The 18,376-nt window shown below is 56.9% G+C and carries 18 protein-coding genes and 2 pseudogenes; 3 read left to right on the forward strand and 17 right to left on the reverse strand.

The features are described 5' to 3' along the window. Nucleotides 1-40 precede the first annotated feature (40 nt). The 4 genes from KAQ61_RS08310 to KAQ61_RS08325 form a co-directional block, all read right to left on the reverse strand. The gene (locus KAQ61_RS08310) at nucleotides 41-1,003 is read right to left on the reverse strand and encodes a Bug family tripartite tricarboxylate transporter substrate binding protein (RefSeq protein ID WP_210931331.1); all 963 of its coding nucleotides are present in this window, start codon (nucleotides 1,001-1,003) and stop codon (nucleotides 41-43) included. 58 nt (nucleotides 1,004-1,061) lie between these two features. Next, nucleotides 1,062-1,817 carry an SDR family NAD(P)-dependent oxidoreductase gene (locus tag KAQ61_RS08315; RefSeq protein ID WP_210931333.1) on the reverse strand — a complete coding sequence of 252 codons (756 nt, stop codon included), beginning with the start codon at nucleotides 1,815-1,817 and terminating at the stop codon, nucleotides 1,062-1,064. A gap of 122 nt (nucleotides 1,818-1,939) precedes the next feature. Continuing rightward, nucleotides 1,940-2,686: an SDR family NAD(P)-dependent oxidoreductase gene (locus KAQ61_RS08320; protein ID WP_210931335.1), complete on the reverse strand. Its 747-nt coding sequence runs from the start codon at nucleotides 2,684-2,686 to the stop codon at nucleotides 1,940-1,942. 27 nt (nucleotides 2,687-2,713) lie between these two features. Beyond that, a complete protein-coding gene (locus KAQ61_RS08325; protein WP_210931337.1) occupies nucleotides 2,714-4,447 on the reverse strand; it encodes an acetolactate synthase catalytic subunit in 1,734 nt (577 codons plus the stop codon). Nucleotides 4,448-4,656: 209 nt separating this feature from the next. Between KAQ61_RS08325 and KAQ61_RS08330 the strand changes: the two genes are divergently transcribed. Further along, entirely contained in the window at nucleotides 4,657-5,628 is a 972-nt protein-coding gene (locus KAQ61_RS08330; RefSeq protein WP_210931339.1) for an IS5 family transposase, read from the forward strand. 78 nt (nucleotides 5,629-5,706) lie between these two features. Here the strand turns inward: KAQ61_RS08330 and KAQ61_RS19070 are convergent. The 4 genes and pseudogenes from KAQ61_RS19070 to KAQ61_RS08350 form a co-directional block, all read right to left on the reverse strand. Then, nucleotides 5,707-5,823: pseudogene (locus KAQ61_RS19070) on the reverse strand (integrase core domain-containing protein); the annotation flags it as partial. A 151-nt stretch (nucleotides 5,824-5,974) separates the two neighbouring features. Beyond that, nucleotides 5,975-7,282 carry a type II toxin-antitoxin system HipA family toxin gene (locus tag KAQ61_RS08340; protein WP_210931343.1) on the reverse strand — a complete coding sequence of 436 codons (1,308 nt, stop codon included), beginning with the start codon at nucleotides 7,280-7,282 and terminating at the stop codon, nucleotides 5,975-5,977. After that, entirely contained in the window at nucleotides 7,282-7,701 is a 420-nt protein-coding gene (locus KAQ61_RS08345) for a helix-turn-helix domain-containing protein (protein WP_210931345.1), read from the reverse strand. Before KAQ61_RS08345 ends, KAQ61_RS08340 begins: the two co-directional genes overlap by 1 nt. A gap of 126 nt (nucleotides 7,702-7,827) precedes the next feature. Then, nucleotides 7,828-8,277 carry a hypothetical protein gene (locus KAQ61_RS08350; protein WP_244983026.1) on the reverse strand — a complete coding sequence of 150 codons (450 nt, stop codon included), beginning with the start codon at nucleotides 8,275-8,277 and terminating at the stop codon, nucleotides 7,828-7,830. A 71-nt stretch (nucleotides 8,278-8,348) separates the two neighbouring features. On the opposite strand from KAQ61_RS08350, the gene KAQ61_RS08355 reads away from it, so the two are divergent. Continuing rightward, entirely contained in the window at nucleotides 8,349-9,323 is a 975-nt protein-coding gene (locus KAQ61_RS08355; RefSeq protein ID WP_210931347.1) for a quinone oxidoreductase family protein, read from the forward strand. Between the two features lie 103 nt (nucleotides 9,324-9,426). Further along, nucleotides 9,427-9,696: pseudogene (locus KAQ61_RS08360) on the forward strand (integrase core domain-containing protein); the annotation flags it as partial. 305 nt (nucleotides 9,697-10,001) lie between these two features. Here KAQ61_RS08360 and KAQ61_RS08365 read toward each other — a convergent pair. From KAQ61_RS08365 to KAQ61_RS08405, 9 genes are all read right to left on the reverse strand, one after another. Next, nucleotides 10,002-10,667 (reverse strand): amino acid ABC transporter permease, encoded by a 666-nt coding sequence (locus tag KAQ61_RS08365; protein WP_210931349.1) that lies wholly within the window; start codon nucleotides 10,665-10,667, stop codon nucleotides 10,002-10,004. A gap of 15 nt (nucleotides 10,668-10,682) precedes the next feature. Next, a complete protein-coding gene (locus tag KAQ61_RS08370) occupies nucleotides 10,683-11,375 on the reverse strand; it encodes an amino acid ABC transporter permease (RefSeq protein WP_244983027.1) in 693 nt (230 codons plus the stop codon). Nucleotides 11,376-11,380: 5 nt separating this feature from the next. Continuing rightward, entirely contained in the window at nucleotides 11,381-12,127 is a 747-nt protein-coding gene (locus KAQ61_RS08375; protein ID WP_276514460.1) for an amino acid ABC transporter ATP-binding protein, read from the reverse strand. Nucleotides 12,128-12,207: 80 nt separating this feature from the next. Further along, nucleotides 12,208-13,056, reverse strand: a complete 849-nt coding sequence (locus tag KAQ61_RS08380; protein ID WP_210931351.1) for a transporter substrate-binding domain-containing protein — start codon at nucleotides 13,054-13,056, stop codon at nucleotides 12,208-12,210. 11 nt (nucleotides 13,057-13,067) lie between these two features. Continuing rightward, nucleotides 13,068-14,033 carry an N-carbamoyl-D-amino-acid hydrolase gene (locus KAQ61_RS08385; protein ID WP_210931353.1) on the reverse strand — a complete coding sequence of 322 codons (966 nt, stop codon included), beginning with the start codon at nucleotides 14,031-14,033 and terminating at the stop codon, nucleotides 13,068-13,070. After that, entirely contained in the window at nucleotides 14,030-15,508 is a 1,479-nt protein-coding gene (gene hydA, locus KAQ61_RS08390; RefSeq protein WP_210931355.1) for a dihydropyrimidinase, read from the reverse strand. The genes KAQ61_RS08385 and hydA overlap by 4 nt, the downstream gene beginning before the upstream one ends. An 11-nt stretch (nucleotides 15,509-15,519) precedes the next feature. Next, nucleotides 15,520-16,299, reverse strand: a complete 780-nt coding sequence (locus tag KAQ61_RS08395) for an SDR family oxidoreductase (protein WP_210931357.1) — start codon at nucleotides 16,297-16,299, stop codon at nucleotides 15,520-15,522. A gap of 13 nt (nucleotides 16,300-16,312) precedes the next feature. Next, nucleotides 16,313-17,260 carry a dihydrodipicolinate synthase family protein gene (locus tag KAQ61_RS08400; protein WP_210931359.1) on the reverse strand — a complete coding sequence of 316 codons (948 nt, stop codon included), beginning with the start codon at nucleotides 17,258-17,260 and terminating at the stop codon, nucleotides 16,313-16,315. A gap of 98 nt (nucleotides 17,261-17,358) precedes the next feature. Further along, entirely contained in the window at nucleotides 17,359-18,297 is a 939-nt protein-coding gene (locus KAQ61_RS08405; protein WP_210931361.1) for a LysR family transcriptional regulator, read from the reverse strand. Nucleotides 18,298-18,376 lie beyond the last annotated feature (79 nt).

The following is an 18,376-nucleotide window of genomic DNA, read 5'->3' on the forward strand; positions in this document are numbered from 1 at the left end:
AATCGCAAGGGGACTGCCCCCTTGCACATGAAGCACGTAATCAGTTGAGCATCGGGATGTTCATCTCTTTGATGAACTTGCCCATCTGCACATAGCCGTCCTTGACCTTCTTGGTGTAGTCATTGCCACTGACCAAATTCACATACATGTGCTGGGTCTTCATGAAGTCCACGAACTCGGGGTTTTGCAGCACCTTGGCAGTGGCCGCTTCGATTTTTGCCTTGACATCGGCAGGCAGACCTGCAGGCGCAGCCAGACCCAGGCTGCTATAGACGGAGACATCAAAGCCCTGCTCTTTGGCTGTAGGCACGTTTTCGTGACCCATGATGCGTTTATCAGTCATCGACGAGATCAGACGCACTTGGCCGGACTGAACCATGGGGATTAGATCTTGCGGATTTTGCAATGCCGACTCCACATGGTTACCTGCAGTTGCAGTCACTGCTTCCAAGCCTGATTTGTAGTTGACTTCCTCAAACTTGGTACCGGGGATCTTGCCCAGCGTGGCATACGGAATGTTATTGGGCGCGCCGGTCACACCATAGGTAATGCCCTTGGGATTTTTGGATGCCTCAACATAATCCTTGAGGTTGTGGATGTTCGAAGATGCAGGAACGACCAGGCCATAGGAGAAGGTACCCACTTCACCGAGAAACACAAAGTCATCGATCTTAAAAGGAGCCTTACTCATGCGCTGCGCGGTGTATGTCAGCGCGTTGTAGCCAGCAACCCCTAAGGTGTATCCATCAGGCTTGGCCTTGGCCAGTTGTTGCATTTGAAGCGTACCTTGAGCCCCTGTCTTGTTCACAACCACAATGGAGGCGCCTAGCTCTTTTTCTAGCAACTGAGCGAATTTGCGCGACATGACATCGGTAGCCCCTCCGGCGCCATACGGCACGCTCAACTCAATGGGGCGTGAGGGGTAATTTTGCGCATGTGCAAACGTGGCACAAGCCGCCAAAGCGGTAACGACGAAAAGTTTGCTGACAGCTTTCAAATTCATTTTGTTGTCTCCATTTTTTTGTTGCAAACCCAAAGAATCAAAGCGACCCGCTCATGCATTACTGCATGAACAAACCACCACCAACATCCAGTACCGCACCAGAGATGAAGTCTGCTTGTGGTGAGCAAAAGAATGCGATCGAGTTAGCTACTTCGCGCACAGTTCCCATGCGGCGTAGCGGCGTGTTGTTGTTTAGTCGTGCCGTGACTTCAGCAGGCGCAGAGGCTGTCATAGGAGTAGCAATGCGGCCAGGGGTAACCGCATTGCAGGTGATGCCGTGTGGGCCCAACTCTTCCGCGGCGTAGCGCGTCAGCCCCAACACCGCTGTTTTCGTGCAGACATAGGCCACACCTGGCACTGTCGCCCGGGTGCGCGCTGCTTGCGACGACAGGTTCACAATCCGGCCCCAGCCTTGTGCCATCATGTCCGGAGCAGTCTGCTGAATCAGTGTCAGCAATGACGTCAGGTTGATATCCACCACCTTTTTCCATTCCTGGGGGGAAACATCCAAGATCCCATAACCCGTTCCATCCGGCTTCTTGGGTGAAATGCCAGCGTTATTGATCAAAACAGAAACACCACCCCAACGAGCACGTACGTTCTGCAATGCTTGTTGTATTTGATCGAGATTCGTTACATCGACCTGCTGCGTTATTACTCGATCTTGGTCATTGATTAACAGTTCATCGAATTTATCTGTGACATCCCAAAGAACTAATTTAAAACCCTGCTCATAAAGGACTTGCGCTGTTGCCGCTCCAATGCCACCTGCAGCACCTGTCACTAATGCAACTTTTAGATTATCTTGATTCATGGCGGTTTATGGATCTATTAATAGATCAAGTTTTGAAATATTTAAATAAATTGATGGTAATTATGTAACCGTCAAAACTATAGTTAATTAATGAGTAGCGGCGATGTAAATAACCGCTTTGGTTAACTCATGAAAAATCCACCATTGATATCTATGACTGCACCATTGGTAAATCCTGCGATATCCGAACACAGATATGCAATTGCACCAGCGACTTCAATCGGCTCCCCAATGCGGCGTACCGGAATTTGGATGGCATAGCTTTCGTTGACACCAGGTGCGGCGTTTTCTGTCATAGGAGACAGAACGCGGCCAGGCGCCACAGCATTGCATGTGATACCAAAGGGCCCCATCTCAGCCGCTGTGCAGCGCGTCAGGCCCAGCACGGCAGCCTTGCTCATCATGTACAGCGGCCCCGAAACGATGGACTTGCTGCGTCCAGCAAGCGACGCCACATTGACAATGCGCCCCCAGCGGGCTTGCTGCATGCCCGGCAATACCTTTTGTGTCATGAGCATCATGGCAAGTACATTGACACGCATCATTTGCTCAAAGCTGGCTTCATCCGCATCCAAAATGCTCTGAGGCTTGCCATCCTTGCCCTTGATAGTCATGCCGGCGTTGTTGACCAAAATGTCCACACGTTCGTGCGCGCTCAAGATGGTGCGCATGACGCTGTCAATCTGGTCGCTGTGCGCCAAGTCCAGCACCACCGCCCGGGCGTTATCGCGCAACTCTTCAGGAATAGCGTCCAGCTTGGTTTCTTGACGATCAATTAAATACACCAGATGCCCTGCTTTAAGCAGTTCAATGCTGGTGGCAAAACCAATGCCACCAGCCGCACCCGTAATAACTGCGACTTTACTCATGGTATGTCTCTCCTACGGGTGCTGCGCTTAAACCAGCGCGTCAGGGCTATAGAACGTGATGGGTGGATGTGCCTGGTTGGTGCACATCACTTCCACGAGAGTGCTCTTGTCTGCAGCAGCCGCTTCGGCCAGCACCTTTGCAAGCTCGGCAGGATCGGTCACGCGAACACCATTGATACCGCTGGCACGTGCCACGGCGGCGTGGTCCACATCGGCAAAGTGCACAGCAGAGGTGTGGTCGCCGTACTTCAGGCATTCAGCGTGCTTTTGGTAACCCAGGATGCCGTTGTTGATCAGGATGGTCACCACCTTGATGCCCATACGAGCAGCAGTTTCCATCTCCGACCAGACGTGGCCAAAACCACCATCACCCACCAAGGCATAAACCACGCCCTTTTCGGTAGCCACGCGGGCACCCATTGCCATCGGCATCCCCCAACCCAGGCCAGCGAGGCCGCGGGGTGTCAAGAAACGCTGGCCGTTTTTGCGCACTTTCAGGTAATTGGTCACCCACAAAGTCGAGTAGCTGGCATCCGTTGCCACGATGTCATTACCGGTGAGTAATTTATCGAGTTCGGCCATGATGCGCTCAGGACGTATCGGCGTTTCATTGCTAGTCAGCAGATGAGCCACTTCAGCTTGGTACTTGGCGCGACCTTCCTTAATACCGCTCACAACTTGCGCACGATTGGCTTCACTGGCCGATATATCAAAGCTTTCGACCATGTCCAGCGCCACTTGCAGTGTGGCCTTGGCATCACCCACCAAGCGTACTTGAGTGTCATAGTTGCGACCGATTTCATTGGGATCGATGTCCAAATGGATATAGGTAGCATCCTTGGGATACAGGGTCCAGCTATCGGTGCCATTTTGGTTGGTGCGGTTACCCACCAGCAGCACCACATCAGCCTGGCTTACAAAAGGCTTCAGATAACGTCCCGAACCATTGGGCCCCAGGCAGTTGGCAATCACGCCCAGCGACAATTCATGGTCATCGCGCATGACACCCTTGCCCATATTGGTCGTGGCCAAGGGCACGTTTAGACGATCGGCCAGCGCCACTATTTCTTCACTTGCACCAGAGACATGCACTCCACCACCGGCCACGATCACAGGACGCTTGGCATTGATCAACAGTTGCAAGGCTTGTTCAATCGCAGCATGGTTGGCCACGGGACGGTCTAGCGGGAAGCTACCAAGCGCCGAGGTGCGCTTTTGCGCGCCAGCTACGGCTGGCTCAGCCAGCAAATCTGCAGGCAGCAGTAGCGCCACAGGACCAGGACGGCCCGAGGTGGCCTGCACCATGGCTTGATCCAGATAGTCTTCAACGCGAGAGGCTTGGTCGACACGGCGCACCCACTTGCACACCGAGCCCAACATGTTCATGTGGTCCAAATCCTGGAACGCATTCTTGTCGTGCTGATCACGATTGACGTCTTGCACTAGTGCGATCATGGGGATCGACACCTTCAGTGCTTCAGCCAAAGGCGCAACCAGCAGTGCAGCGGCAGGGCCATTTTGCGCCGTCACGATACCAACTTTTCCGCTGATACGTGCATACGCATCAGCCATGTAACCACCCGCATTTTCCGTGCGATACGAAACTTGTTTGATCCCGATCTGCTCTGCAGACAGCACGAACATACTCGGCAAACTCTGGCCGAAGAAGTGCGTTACGCCGTGTTTTTTTAAGATGGCCGCAATTTGCTGTGCAACCGTATTTTGTTTGGTGAATCCGGTGACCTTCAAGGGACTTGTCATATATTGCCTCCGCAGTTTTCATAGAACCAACGCAGACAGTGTATGAGCATTATTTTATAAATTAATTACTCGTTTCTCCCTACTTGAGCACGCTTGTTGATTTCCATCCAGAGGGGGCGTTGTTGCATAAATCGCGCTAGGGAACCTCTGCATAACTCCTCAACGCATGTGCTTGCACATGCGTGCCGGGTGCGGCAGCATCCCGGCTCATGCAGCAATTCGATCTCGGCTTGAACCTTTCCACCAAGAAAACACGCAAACGCGAATTCCTTGAGCAGATGCAACAGGTGGTGCCTTGGAAGGATCTGGTGGCATTGATTGCACCTTACGCCCCTGAAGGGCGTAAAGGGCGGCCACCGTTTCCCGTAGAGATGCTGCTGCGCATTCACTTCATGCAGCAGTGGTTCACCCTCAGCGACCCGGCCATGGAAGAGGCGTTGCACGATATGCCGCTGTTTCGGGACTTCGTAGGCTTGTCATGGGACAGTGCCGTCCCCGACGAGAGCACCATCTTGCGTTTCCGCCATTTACTGGAGACACACAAGCTGGCCGAGCAAATTCTGCAGAGGGTCACGGACTTACTGGAGAGCAAAAAGTTGCTGCTACGCACGGGCACCATCGTGGATGCCACGTTGATTGCAGCGCCCAGCTCTACGAAAAACAGCACCAAATCGCGTGACCCTGAGATGCACCAGACCAAGACAGGCAACCAGTGGTACTTTGGTATGAAGGCCCATATCGGCGTGGATGCGGATTCTGGCTTGGTGCACACCGTGCGGGGCACATCAGCCAACGTCAACGATGTCGTTGAAGCTAACAGCCTGCTGCATGGGCAAGAAATCGATGGATACGCCGATGCTGGCTATCAGGGTGCAGACAAACGCCCCGACATGCCAGAGCCAACACCCGAGCGCAAATTCCAGTGGCATATCGCCATGAAGCGCAGCCAGCGCAAGGCCCTGGATCCTCAGCAGCCGATATCGGCCATGCAAGAGCAGCTCGAGCAGGTGAAATCCAAAATCCGGGCCAAAGTCGAGCACCCATTCAGAGTCATCAAACACCAGTTTGGTCACATCAAAGTTCGCTACCGAGGCTTGAGAAAGAACACCCAGCAATTGCACACCTTGTTTGCTTTGGCGAACTTGTGGATGGCTCGTGGCCGCTTGCTGGCAAACAGCTAATTGCAGCCTGTTGTGGGCGCTGAAAAAGCAAGATGCCCGCCAAATGCGGGCATCTTGAGTGCCAGAGGCCAGCGGACCTCACGCTAGTTCAAGCACTACCACGCTTGAATTCGGGTTATGCAGAGGTTCCTTAGGTCTTTCCTCGTTGTATTCCCGTCTCCAAGTTTCGACGACGACCCGGGCATGTGCCAGGCTGGGGCAGTAAATTGCGGAAACCCAGCAATCTAGTTTGCCGGAAAGCTGTAATCTAGTTTGCTGAAATCCAGCAATCCAGTTTGCGGGAATCCAGCAATCTAGTTTGCTGAAATCCAGCAAACTGGAATGGAGGCCAATACCTTAGACCTCATCAATCAGGTGCTGCCAAAAAACGGTGTGCTTGCGCACGTGCTCCGTCGTAGATTTGCTTCGCCATACTCGGTGACACGCTGGGATGCAGATCAACATTAACTCGCTCAATCGCGGTGTCCAGCTGCGCCAGCATCTCCAGCATCGCGGGCCACAGCCCGTCAACCCGCGTCAAGTCTGCCAAAGCTTTCCAGTGCCGACGCTGGATTTTTTGCAGGTGGTAGTGGCGGCTTTGGGTCCCTGGAACAGCCATGGCCATCTTGGCTTTCTGCCAAGCAATCTTTCCGTGACCATGGCCTATTACTGGCCATGCCGACAACACGTCATACAAAGGCGTAGCGATATAGCCCCCGCCAGGTTGCATGAAGATGGAGAAGTTTTTGGCGTGGCCGTCGATAGCACCCAAAAGCCAAAACGCCAGCTGTGCCATGACGAAGCGTGCGCAATCTTGCGCAGACGCCTGGCTCTTGCTCAACACTTGCAAGCATTGCGCTATCCCTGGGCCACCATCCGCTTCGTACTTCTGAGTGCTGGCGACCCCCAAGGACTGGCATAAATCTTCTTGCGGCAAACGTGCCAACCAGCCATCTGGTGTCCATGCCCGATCAAAGCGCTCGACACACAGCACCGTGTGTGGGCCAAAAGTTTCAATGCTGCAGTTCGCTACCGGCAATCCCAGCGCTTTAAGCAATTGATTGCACAACCACTCGTTTTGTACCGACTGTGTGAAATCCAGCTCAGTACCCGGCACCACACCGATGTTGGGCTTGAGTATGTGGGTGGTCGGCGTAGCGCCTTCGGGCACATACCACTTTGAGTCCACGCGCAGCAGCGCTGTTTTCTCTTGTGCGCCAGCAATGGAAATGCGGAAGTCGACATCTGCATCCAGGCTGCCAAATGAAGCCCCCAGAGAGCTCAAGTGCGCGCTGATCGCGGCTTCATCCAATCGCTGGCCACGGATCTGATCAAAGCCATCAGGCTCAACACCCTCGGGCAGTAATTGCACGGCACCCACGCAATCACGGCCAATCGCTTCTAGCAAGGTAAACACGTCCGGCTTGCGCAGCCCGTACCGTTGCCGAATGCGCTTGCGAATGCCGGTGTTGTCAGGCAATAGGTTGTCAAAAAAGTTCTCGACCACCTCGCCGGTGACACGCAGGTCCGGCGTAAATGGCAGCGACAGCGACAAAGGGCGCACATGTTTGCTCGCCAGCCAGCCTGGGTCATACACCACACTGTGCGTACCCGTGCGCGAGATCTCCCAGCGACCTACACGCAAACCGTTCATCCAAATACCGAGCGCGCGCATTACCAACGCCCTTGTGGCTTGTGACTCTGCCAGCCATCTGCGAGTACCGTGTGTTTCAGCGGCTGCGCGCTCGGCCTTGGCTCAAGGTGCTGGGCTGGCGCTGCCTGACTGGCTACTACCCTCGCCTGCTTGCTTTTTGACGTGGATTCACCGGCTTGCACTGGGACGGATGCTGCGTCTGAGAGCGCGGCCTCTGGGGGCAGCGTTTGAGCCCGCAGCACCAACTGCGCTCCCAACAATTCCAGGATGGCCATCATCTGCCCCACGCTGACGGCGGAAGGGTCCTTCTCAATCGCGGCGATTCTGGATTGCGTGACTTGGAGCAAGCTCGCCAATCCAGCTTGGCTCATGCCTTTGGCTTTACGCAGCGACTTGAGGTACAAGCCCAGGTGCTGCGGAAAATTCAGTGCGTAGTCCATCTCACCCCCACGGCCAAAATCATTTCTAAGTGATAAATGCAAATTATCACTTTAATGTGATTTTTGCAAGTTATCACTCAAGAGTGATGTTCATACGCCTGGCGGTAGGTCCCCCCCCTGAGTAAGTCACTTCACGATGCGCAACTTGGCAACCTCTTGAGATGCTTCAAATTGGACGTTGGCCAGCTCCAGGATGTGCGCTTCGATGCGCTGCGCAAACGGCCGCAACGCATCGATACTGCGCGGCCGATAGCCCTCTGCCGTGGCACTGGGCTTGTGCCCCATGATCTGCGCAATTGCACCGGCAGGAGCGCCTGCGGCTTCCCCCAGCAACGAAAAGGAGCGACGCAAGCCGTGGAATGTCAAATGACCAATTCCCGCACTGCGTAGCACCAAGGCATGGCTTGCGCGAGCGTCTGTAATCCGCCCCGCTTTACCTGTACTGGCAAACACATAGGCACCGACCCTCAAAGTGGATGGAGGTTTTGGCATCCATTTCTGATGGCGGCCACCACGCTGCGCAAGGGCATGGCTCAGGCCCTGTCCTGCAAGCGCCGTGGGCTCGCTGATTTTCACGACACACTAGCGCCTTTCCCACAAGGCCTCACACAGGTCTTGTGCCCTGCCATCACACACAGGATTCGCCCATGCCCCACGCCATTGTCATGCGCACCCCCGGAGGGCCCGAGGTGCTGCAACTCGAGCCCGCCACCGTGGGCGCCCCACAACCCCATGAGGTGCGCCTGCGGCACACCGCCATCGGGGTCAATTTCCATGACGTGTACGTGCGCTCAGGCCTGTACCAGACCCTGAAGCTGCCAGGCATTCCGGGCATTGAGGCCGTGGGGGTGGTGCAAGAGCTGGGCAGTGCCGTGACTGGGCTGCGCACAGGTGATCGCGTGGCCTATATGACACGCCAATACGGCGCCTACGCGCAAGAGCGCACCATCGCCGCAGACCTGCTCGTGCCCTTGCCCGAAGGCATCAGCGATGGCGTGGCCGCCTCCTCATTCCTCAAAGGTCTGACTGCACAAGTGCTGGTGCGCACGGTCTACCCCGTGCAAGCTGGCGACTGGGTGCTGGTGCATGCCGCGGCCGGCGGCGTGGGCAGCTTGCTGTGCCAATGGGCCAGCCAGTTGGGCGCACGCGTCATTGGAACAGTGGGTTCAGCTGAAAAAATCGCCTTGGCCGAAGCAGCCGGCTGCCGCCATGTCATCAACTACCGCGAAGAAAATTTCGTGCAGCGCGTGAAAACACTCACGGCAGGTGGCGGGGTGCAAGTGGCTTATGACTCGGTCGGTAAAGACACTTTTTTAGGCTCGCTGGAGTGCCTGGCGCCATGTGGCCACCTGGCCAACTTTGGCCAGTCCTCCGGCCCCATTGCACCCATTGAAGTGTCCATGCTGTTTGCCAAGTCCAACGTGCTGTCGCGCGCCAGCGTCTTTCAGCATGTGCGCACGCCTGCACTGCTGCAGCGCGCGGCCATCCAGTTGTTTGAAGCCATGCTCAACGGCACGCTCCACATTGCGCCCAGCATGGAATTTGCACTGGCCGATGCTGCGGCCGCTCACACGGCCTTGCAGGCACGCGAGCGCACGCAGTCGATCGTGCTCATTCCATAGTCCACACGGGCCGCCGGCCACGAGATCCGTTCCCGGCCCACCCGGCAGGCAGGCAGGCAGGCCTTGGGCAGGGAGCAAAGCCTGTTGTGCGACAGCGGCTACACAGGATGCGCTCAAGGGCTGGGGCGTGCGTTCGTCCATGAGCAGGAAGGGCAACTGTTGGGACAACGCACCGACCGAGAGCTTCTGGGGGCGACTGAAAACGGCCAGCGTGCATGGGCAAAAATTCGCCACCCGTGAGCAGGCAAGGCAGGCGGTGATGGACTGGATAGCCTTCTACAATCACCGCAGGCTGCATTCAACGCTGGGTTACGTCAGTCCCATGCAGTATGAACAACGCTGGTACGAGGCACAGCGTAAAAAGGCCGTGTGAACCGTGGGTTAAGAACTCCACGAAACAGGGGCAAGGTCAAACTTGTGGATGGCCCGTGGCCGTTTGCTGAAAAACAGCCAATCCAAGCCTGGTGTGGGTGCATAAAAAGCAAGATGCCCGCGAAACGCGGGCATCTTGAGTGCCAGGGGCAAGGGAACATCACACTCGTTCAAGCACTATCACGCTTGAAATCGAGTTATGCAGAGGTTCCCTAAGTGAACGGCATTACGCGCCAGAGGCCGTTTAAAGCCCTCTGGCGCGATCAAGGCGCAGCAACCATTGCCTGCGCTTACCGGAATGGCGTATTACTTGCGGCGCGCTTCCATCACGCTGATCCAGCGCACCAGCGGCCACAGCAAGGCCAGGTACATGAGCGCTGCCAAGATGATGGGCGACGGGTTGTAGACCAGCGACTGCGCATCGCGCGCCACGCGCAGCAACTCGGGCATTGCGACCACGCTGGCAATGGTGGTGAGCTTGACCACTTCAATGCAGTTGCCCATCAGATCCGGCAGCACCTTGCGGGTGGCCTGCGGAATCACCACATGCGCCAGCGTCTGCCACTGCGTCAGCCCCGTAGAACGCGCGGCCTCGGTCTGCCCCTTGGGCACGGCTTCAATGCCAGCGCGAAACACCTCGCAAAAGTAGCTCGAGTTGTTGAGCATGAAGCCCACGCACACCGCCATCACTTTGGGAATTTCCCAGCCCGTGAAGGGGATGCCGAAGTAAATCAGGATCAGCAATACCAGCGGCGGAAAGGCACGGAAAAAATCCACGTACACATTGGCGATCCAGCACCCCGTGCGCGAGCGGGTATGGGTGATCCACAGCGCCAGCAGCAGCCCTGAAAGCAGACCGATGGGAATTACCAGGGCCGACAGCCACAGCGTGGTCCACAGGCCCTTGAGCAGGAACGGAAAGACTTGGACGAACACGTCCCAGTTGAAAAAATTGTCCAGAATGTCTTGCACCTTGCGCTCCTCGGTTTAACGCTTGTACTGCCAGGTGGTTTCCAGCCACCGCGCCAGTGCAATGATGGGAATGAAGAACAGCAGGTACAGCGCCGCGCCAAGCACCAGCGGCGTAGGATTGCCGGAATTGCTGGTGGCCGAGTGGGCGATGTTGAGCACCTCACTGAGCGCAATCACCGAACCCAGCGCGGTGTTCTTGATGACCGAAATCACGCGGTTGGTCAGCGGTGGCACGGCCACACGCAGTGCCTGCGGAATCTGCACGTACACCAGCGCCTGCAATGCCGTCATGCCGCACGAGCGCGCAGCCTCACGCTGTCCCACAGGCAGCGAACGCAAACCGGCCCAGATGCTTTCTTCCGCATATGCCGCCAGCACCAGCGACAGTGCCAGACAGGTGGCCGTGAACGCCGACATGGACAGGTTGATGAAGGGAAACGCGAAGAAGAACACCATCAGCAGCACCAGCGGCGGCAGCGCACGAAACACGTCCGCAAACATCACCACCGGCACGCTGGCCCAGCGTTTGCCACTGGAGCGCACCATGGCCAGCAACAGCCCTATCAGCACGCCGCTCAACGTGATGCACACGCTGAGCGCGGCGGTAATGACCAAGCCTTGCAGCAGGTCGGGCAGGTACTTCTGCGCCACCTCCGCATTGAAGAAGGTGAAGATGAAATTTTCCAAACCAGAACGGGGTACATCCATGGTGCTCAGCCCCCTTCGGTGAAGCGGCTGACAAACTGCCGCGTGCGTGCGTGGATCGGGTTGCCGAACACCTGTTCAGGCGCACCTTCTTCCACCACATAGCCGTCATCCATGAACACCACTTTGTCCGAAGCAGCACGCGCAAACGCCATCTCGTGTGTCACCACCAGCATGGTCATGCCACTTTCACGCAAAGCACGCATCGCGTTGAGCACGCTGCCCACCAGCTCCGGGTCCAGCGCACTGGTAGGTTCGTCAAACAGCATCACCTGCGGTTTGAGAGCCACCGCACGGGCGATGGCCACGCGCTGCTGCTGCCCTCCCGACAGTTCGCCGGGGTAGCTGTTGGCTTTGTGGGCCAGGCCTACGGACTCCAGCGCCTGCATGGCCAGCACCTGCGCTTCCTCCTTGCTTTTGCCCTGCACCTTGCGCAGTGCCAGCGTGACATTGCCCAGCACATTGAGGTGCGGGTACAGATTGAATTGCTGAAACACCATGCCAATGCGCTGGCGCACATGGTTGACATTGGTGTTGGGGTGCATCAGATCGACACCATCGATCACGATCTGCCCTTTGCTGGGCACTTCCAGCAAATTGCAGCAGCGCAGCATGGTGCTTTTGCCTGAACCGGAGGGGCCGATCACAGATACCAGCTCCCCTTGGCGCACGCGCAGATTCACATCGCGCAGCACCGGTGTGCTGCCATAAGACTTTTCAAGTCCGACGATTTCAAGGATGGTGGCTGGGTTCATGGCAGACAAGGCAAAAACTAAAAACTTCTCGCATGCAGACCACCTGCACAGACAGGCTGTGCAGGTGCTGCATTACTGGCTTATTTGCACTGTGCAGGTGCAGGGGTCGCGTCGTAGCCGTCCAGGCCTTCAATGCCCTGGCCAGCAGCTACAGTGACTGCAGCGCTACCGGGCTGGGGCGTGAAGCCAAACCACTTTTGCGCCAGCTTGGAAACCGTTCCGTCGAGCTTGAGGCACTTGAGGGCATTGCCCATCTGGTCACGGCCAGTCTTGTCATCCACACGGAACGCCAGTGCCCAGACCAGACCGGTTTCGATGGTGTAAGTGGTCTTGAGTGTGGGGTTTTGCTTGGCGGCCCACATGGACACGGTATTGCCTGCCAGATTGGCATCGGCACGGCCCGACTGCACGGCCTGGACTGCATCGGCGTTGCTGCCGTAGACGTCGAACTTGAAGCCGTATTTGTCAGCGTTTTCACGCACCCACTGTTCGTAGGCGGAGCCCTTGTTCACGGCAATGGTCTTGCCCTTGAGCTCTTCCAGCGACTTGATATCGGCAGCGGTTTTCTTCTGCACAAAGATGAAGTCGGTGTTCAGATAGCCTTCGGTGAACAACACGCTTTTGGCACGCTCGGCATTGGCGGTGACTGGTGCCAGCACAAAGTCGTACTTCTTCGCGTTCAGGCCGGGAATCAGGCCCGAAAACTCCGTGCCTTCGATCTGAATCTCGCGGCCCAATTGCTTGGCCAGTGCATTCCCCAGATCGATGTTGAAGCCTTGCAAACCGCCATCGAGCTTGACCATGGCATGGGGGGCAAATGTGGCATCGACGCCCGTACGCAAAGGGGTTGAAGCGGCGGCAGTGCCCGCTCCCAGGATCGAGATCACGGCAGATACCGACAACGCGGCATTCACAATAGCTTTACGCATGGATGGACTCCTCAGATTTCAGTGGACAGGGCTTCAGGGGACAAAGGCAGACCGGCGCCCACGCGCTCGGTAATCAGGCGGTAGTGCTCAGGGCGGCGGTGCTTGGCAAAGTTGAAGACGTTCTGCAGGAATTTCTCGCCCATCTCCAGATCGCAGCGCGCAAAAATCACTTCGTCTTCTTCACCACGAGACTGAGCGACGATTTCACCGGTAGGTGCCACGATGGCCGAGCCACCAATCATGTGGAAGCCATCTTCCTTGCCGCACTTGGCAGCGGCGGCCACCCACAGACCGTTCTGGTAGGCATTGGCCTGCAGCGACAGCAGGTGGTGGAACATGCGAAGGTGCACAGGCTCATCCCAATGGATGTTGTGCGAAGGCGTGTTGTAGCCCAGCGCTACGATGCGCGCACTTTGCAGGCTCATCATGCGGTAGGTCTCGGGCCAGCGGCGGTCGTTGCACAGGCACTGGCTGATGCGCGTGCCCAGCATGTCGCTGACCACATAGCCACCGTTCCCGACCTCAAAATACTTTTTCTCCAGGTGCTGGAATGGCGCATCGGGCTTGTGGTCCGAATGGCCAGGCAGGTGGATCTTGCGGTACTTGGCCACAATTTCCGCGCGCTCATTGACCAAGATGGAGGTATTGAAGCGGCGCCCTTCTGGCGTCAGCTCGGCATAGCCCAGATAGAAGCCAACACCCAGTTCACGCGCCAGGTCAAACAGCGGCTGGGTGACCGGCCCAGGCATCTGCGTTTCAAAGAAACGTGCGTTGACTTCGGCTTCATCCTCGTACCAATAACGAGGGAAGAAGGTGGTCAATGCCAGCTCCGGAAACACCACCATCTTGGCACCGCGTGATGCGGCTTCACGCAGCATCTCGATCAGGCGCTTGACCACACTTTCGCGGCTGTCACGCAGGTGAACCGGGCCCATCTGGGCGACGGCGAGATTGAAGAAACGGTTTGCGTCGCTCATGCTTGGCCGCTCCATGCTTTGCCTTTGAGGCCTAACCAGCGCGCTGCGCTGGAGGGTTGGGGTTGTAAAGGGTTGTTGAGAAGGGGTTGTGGGCAACGGCGTGGGATGTACTGGCCCTGCCCGGGCTGCGCATGCAGCTGCTGGTCCTGCACCACGACCGCACCACGGCTGATGACGGTGACCGGCCAGCCGGTGATCTGTTTGCCCTCATAGGGGGTGTAGCCCACGTTGTCGTGCAGATCGCTCCAGGTGATGGTGCGTTGCAACTGCGGATCCCAGATGGCGATATCGGCATCCAGACCCACGGCAATGTCGCCCTTGCAGTGCTCCAGCCCATACATCTGCGCATGGTTGGTGGCGGTCAGCTGTACGAACTTCTCAGGGGTAATGCGGCCTTTGAGCACACCTTCAGAAAACATCAACGGCAGGCGCAGCTCAATGCCCGGTACACCGTTGGCCATTTCCTTGAACGTGGTGGCCTCGCCCTTGGGCAGTTTGCCTGTGGTGTCAAAGCGATACGGGGCATGGTCAGAGCTGTAGACACCCAAGGTGCCATCCTGAAAGCCTTGCCACACGGCCTCTTGTGCACGTGGGTCGCGTGGTGGCGGGCTGCAACAGAATTTGGCTCCTTCCAAGCCTTCCGCATCCAGATCTTCTGCGGTCAGAAACAGGTACTGCGGGCAGCTTTCTGCATGCACCTTGCTGCCCAGCTGGCGCGCTGCGCGGATCACATCAATGGCTTCGGTGGCCGATACATGGACCAGCAAAATCGGCACATCCAGCAGGCGCGACAGCGCAATCGCACGGTTGCTGGCTTCGCCTTCGGCCAGATAGTCGTGTGCCACCGCATGGAACTTGGGGGCCGTTTTGCCACTGGCGAGCAGCTTGCGGGCAATCCAGCGAATCACGTCGTGGTTCTCGGCGTGGATCATCAGCATGGCACCTTCGCGGCCCGCCACTTCCATCACATCCAGCAGCTGAAAATCATCGAGCTTGAGCGCGTCGTAGGTCATGTAGACCTTGAGGGAAGTCACGCCATCGGCAATGGCCTGCACCAGATCGCTTTGCAGGTTCTCGGGCGTAGCTTCCGACAGGATCAGGTGAAAGCCATAGTCAATCACAGCCTTAGAACGTGCACGCTGCGCATAGTCGGCCAGCACGTCTGGAATGCGCATCCCTTTGTGCTGCGCTGCGAACGGAATAATGGTGGTGGTACCACCAAACGCAGCCGATACGGTGCCACTGTAGAAGTCATCTGCACACATCACACCCATGCCGGAAAACTGCTCAATGTGTGCATGGCTGTCGATGCCGCCAGGCATCACCCACTGGCCTGTAGCGTCAATGTCCTTGGCCGCTGCAGGCAGCTGGGGGGCGATGGCGGCAATCTTTCCGTCCTTGACGCCGATATCGGCAAAGAACGTTTCCTTGGACGTGGTAATGCGTCCGTTGCGAATGGTCAGATCGAATTCCATCGCGAAGCTCCTTAGAAAGTACCGGGGTACAGACCGCCGTCGAGCAGCAGGTTTTGCCCCGTGATGAAACCGGCATTGGCGCCGCACAAAAAGGCGCAGGCATCACCGAATTCCTGTGGATCGCCCAGACGCCCGGCCGGATTGGCGGCACGCCGGTCAGCCAGCACCTGATCAATGCTTTTGCCGGAATTGCGCGCCCACTGGGCAGCGGTTTCCAGCAGGCGATCGGTCTCGAAAGGTCCGGGCAGCAGGTTGTTGATGGTCACGTTGTCACGCACGGTTTTGCGCGCCAGCCCTGCCACAAAACCGGTGAGTCCGCTGCGTGCACCGTTGGACAGGCCGAGGATGTCAATCGGAGCCTTCACGGCCGCAGAAGTGATGTTCACGATGCGACCAAAACGCTGCTGCTGCATGTGGTCCACCGTGGCTTTGATCAACGCAATCGGTGTGAGCATGTTGGCGTCGATGGCAGCCAGCCAGGTGTCACGGTCCCAGTCACGGAAGTCGCCGGTCTTAGGCCCGCCTGCGTTGGTAACCAGAATGTCTGGACGTGGTGTGACCGACAGCACCTGTGCACGTCCTGCTTCGGTGGTGATGTCGCAGGCGACTGCCGTCACGGCAGTGCCGGTGAGAGCACGAATTTCCTGCGCCGTAGCTTCCAGTACCTGGGCATTGCGGGCCACGATGGTGACAGCCACTCCCTCCTTGGCCAGCGACAGTGCGCATGCCTTGCCCAGGCCTTTGCTGGCACCGCACACGATGGCAGTGCGCCCACGAATTTGTAAGTCCATGCTGCGTTCCGTCTCAGTCGATCAGCAAGGGCTTGCTGCTGCGGATATCCAGCCCCACACGGGCAATCACGCCTTCCAGCTCGCGTGCAGTGATAGGGTCCATGCGCATGCCTGGGCTGCGCAGTGCCTGGCTGGAAATGACACCGCGCTGCTCATAGACATACTTGCGCATGGCCAGGCCCATCTTGGGCTGGAATTCATAGCGAATCAGCGGGCAGTACTTGTCAAAAGTTGCTGCTGCACCCGCATAGTCACCGGCAGCGTATTTATCGAAAATGCGCACCAGAATTTCAGGGAAGGCAAAGCCCGTCATGGTGCCGACGGCGCCGCGCTGCAACTCTTCCAGAAAGTACACACCACCGAGGCCACCAAAGACCTGCACCTGGTTGTCCGACAGTTCGAGAATACGGCTGATCTTCTGGCCTACGGGAGGCTCCTCCATCTTGATGATGTTGACGCCACCTTCCTTGGCCAGACGTGCAATCACTTCGGCCTTGATCTCGGTCGAGAACGAGTCGGGGAAGTCATGGATCACCACGGGAATATCAACCGATTTGGCCAGCGTCTGGTAGTACTCAAACTGCATCGCGTCAGAGGTCGTATCCAGTGGCGCTGCAAACACCGCCGAGGCGCCCAGCGCTTGTGCCTCCTGACACTGCTCGACCGCGCCAGCAATACCCAAGGCACGTACGCCGGTCCACACGGGCACACGGCCAGCTGCAGCAGCTACATAGGCTTGAATGACTTGCTTGCGCTCGGCATTGGAGAGTTTGTGCAGTTCACCCAGAAAACCCAAAATAGCCAGCCCTTTGACACCAGCCTGAATCTGAAACTCTGTCAGGCTGCGGATGCTGTCTACATCCACACTCATATCGGCATGAAATGGCGTAGGGCAAATGGTGTAGATACCGTGGAATGGGCCGCGGGCCTGCATCGCGACAGAAGCATTGGTGCTGTGCATAAACCGTCTCTCAGAAGAATGGGTTGGTGTTGAACAGATTCTTCTGTGTCATTCAGCGCTTGTCGCTGACCGTTTTATTGCGAGCCATTAACAAGAAGTTAAGCCTCCGCCATAACTGCCGTGCCAGTGCTGACACCCAGCCCCTGCTGCGCCACCAGGTTTTGCAACACGGAAATAAATGACTGGCTAATTTGAGACAAAGGCTCGTAGCGAAGATGCACCAAGTTGGCTTGCAAAACAGGTGCTTGATCCAGAGGACGCACAACAATGGAGTGTGAAGACGACCAGCTGCGAACCGAAAATTCGTCCACCAAGGCCAGTCCCATTCCACTTTCCACCAGCACACCAACGTTCTGAGGGGAACCTACTTCCACGGCATGTACCACTTCGGTGTTCTGCGCCTGTGAATAGGCGCGGATCATCTTGCCCAATGGGGTGTCGTAGCCATAGCCGATCAGTGGCCACTTGATAAGGTCACTGAGCGTCACGCAAGCCTTGCCCGCCAGAGGATGGTTGTAGGGCATTGCACATACCAGCCGGTTGCTGGCCAGTGGGGTGACCTCCAAATTTGGGTGCTCCATGGGCAAGATGATGACGCCCAGATCGGCTTGGCGGTTCAATAAACGCTCTTTCAGATGCTCATAGCTGTAACACGCAAAAGTGAGCTTGCAATCCGGATGCTTGGCATGAAAAAGTGCCATGGCCTGCGGGATGAAACTCTGTCCAACACTGGGGCTGGAGACGATATTGAGCATGCCGCTGCGGTTGCTGCTGAGATCACTGGCCAGCTCATTCACGCGCTGCACTGCGCGGTACACCGCTTCTACCTCATGGAACAGTTTCTTGGCTTCCGGTGTAGCGAACAAGCGGCCCTTGATGCGCTCAAACAGTGCAAAACCCACCCGTTGCTCGGTATGTGCCAGAAGCCTGCTGACTGCAGGCTGCGAAACAAACAGCATCTGCGCTGCACCTGCAATCGTGCCTGTGGTCATCACGGCGCGGAAGACTTCGATCTGTCGCAAATTCAATGCACTCATGCGCTTACCTGGCTTTCACATCATCTTGGCCTTAACAAAAAGTTAAGCCATGCGCACATAAGAGCAATCTCCATGCCTG

The organism is Comamonas aquatica (assembly GCF_018064205.1).
GTDB lineage: Bacteria > Pseudomonadota > Gammaproteobacteria > Burkholderiales > Burkholderiaceae_C > Comamonas > Comamonas aquatica.

Coding starts and splice junctions, on each gene's coding strand:
- KAQ61_RS08405 (WP_210931361.1), bottom strand. CDS start 18,297: ATGAGTGCATTGAATTTGCGACAGATCGAAGTCTTCCGCGCCGTGATG.
- KAQ61_RS08330 (WP_210931339.1), top strand. CDS start 4,657: ATGCAGCAATTCGATCTCGGCTTGAACCTTTCCACCAAGAAAACACGC.
- KAQ61_RS08320 (WP_210931335.1), bottom strand. CDS start 2,686: ATGAGTAAAGTCGCAGTTATTACGGGTGCGGCTGGTGGCATTGGTTTT.
- KAQ61_RS08380 (WP_210931351.1), bottom strand. CDS start 13,056: ATGCGTAAAGCTATTGTGAATGCCGCGTTGTCGGTATCTGCCGTGATC.
- KAQ61_RS08340 (WP_210931343.1), bottom strand. CDS start 7,282: ATGCGCGCGCTCGGTATTTGGATGAACGGTTTGCGTGTAGGTCGCTGG.
- KAQ61_RS08370 (WP_244983027.1), bottom strand. CDS start 11,375: ATGGATGTACCCCGTTCTGGTTTGGAAAATTTCATCTTCACCTTCTTC.
- KAQ61_RS08345 (WP_210931345.1), bottom strand. CDS start 7,701: ATGGACTACGCACTGAATTTTCCGCAGCACCTGGGCTTGTACCTCAAG.
- KAQ61_RS08395 (WP_210931357.1), bottom strand. CDS start 16,299: ATGGACTTACAAATTCGTGGGCGCACTGCCATCGTGTGCGGTGCCAGC.
- KAQ61_RS08375 (WP_276514460.1), bottom strand. CDS start 12,127: ATGAACCCAGCCACCATCCTTGAAATCGTCGGACTTGAAAAGTCTTAT.
- KAQ61_RS08355 (WP_210931347.1), top strand. CDS start 8,349: ATGCCCCACGCCATTGTCATGCGCACCCCCGGAGGGCCCGAGGTGCTG.
- KAQ61_RS08400 (WP_210931359.1), bottom strand. CDS start 17,260: ATGCACAGCACCAATGCTTCTGTCGCGATGCAGGCCCGCGGCCCATTC.
- KAQ61_RS08315 (WP_210931333.1), bottom strand. CDS start 1,817: ATGAATCAAGATAATCTAAAAGTTGCATTAGTGACAGGTGCTGCAGGT.
- KAQ61_RS08310 (WP_210931331.1), bottom strand. CDS start 1,003: ATGAATTTGAAAGCTGTCAGCAAACTTTTCGTCGTTACCGCTTTGGCG.
- KAQ61_RS08385 (WP_210931353.1), bottom strand. CDS start 14,033: ATGAGCGACGCAAACCGTTTCTTCAATCTCGCCGTCGCCCAGATGGGC.
- hydA (WP_210931355.1), bottom strand. CDS start 15,508: ATGGAATTCGATCTGACCATTCGCAACGGACGCATTACCACGTCCAAG.
- KAQ61_RS08325 (WP_210931337.1), bottom strand. CDS start 4,447: ATGACAAGTCCCTTGAAGGTCACCGGATTCACCAAACAAAATACGGTT.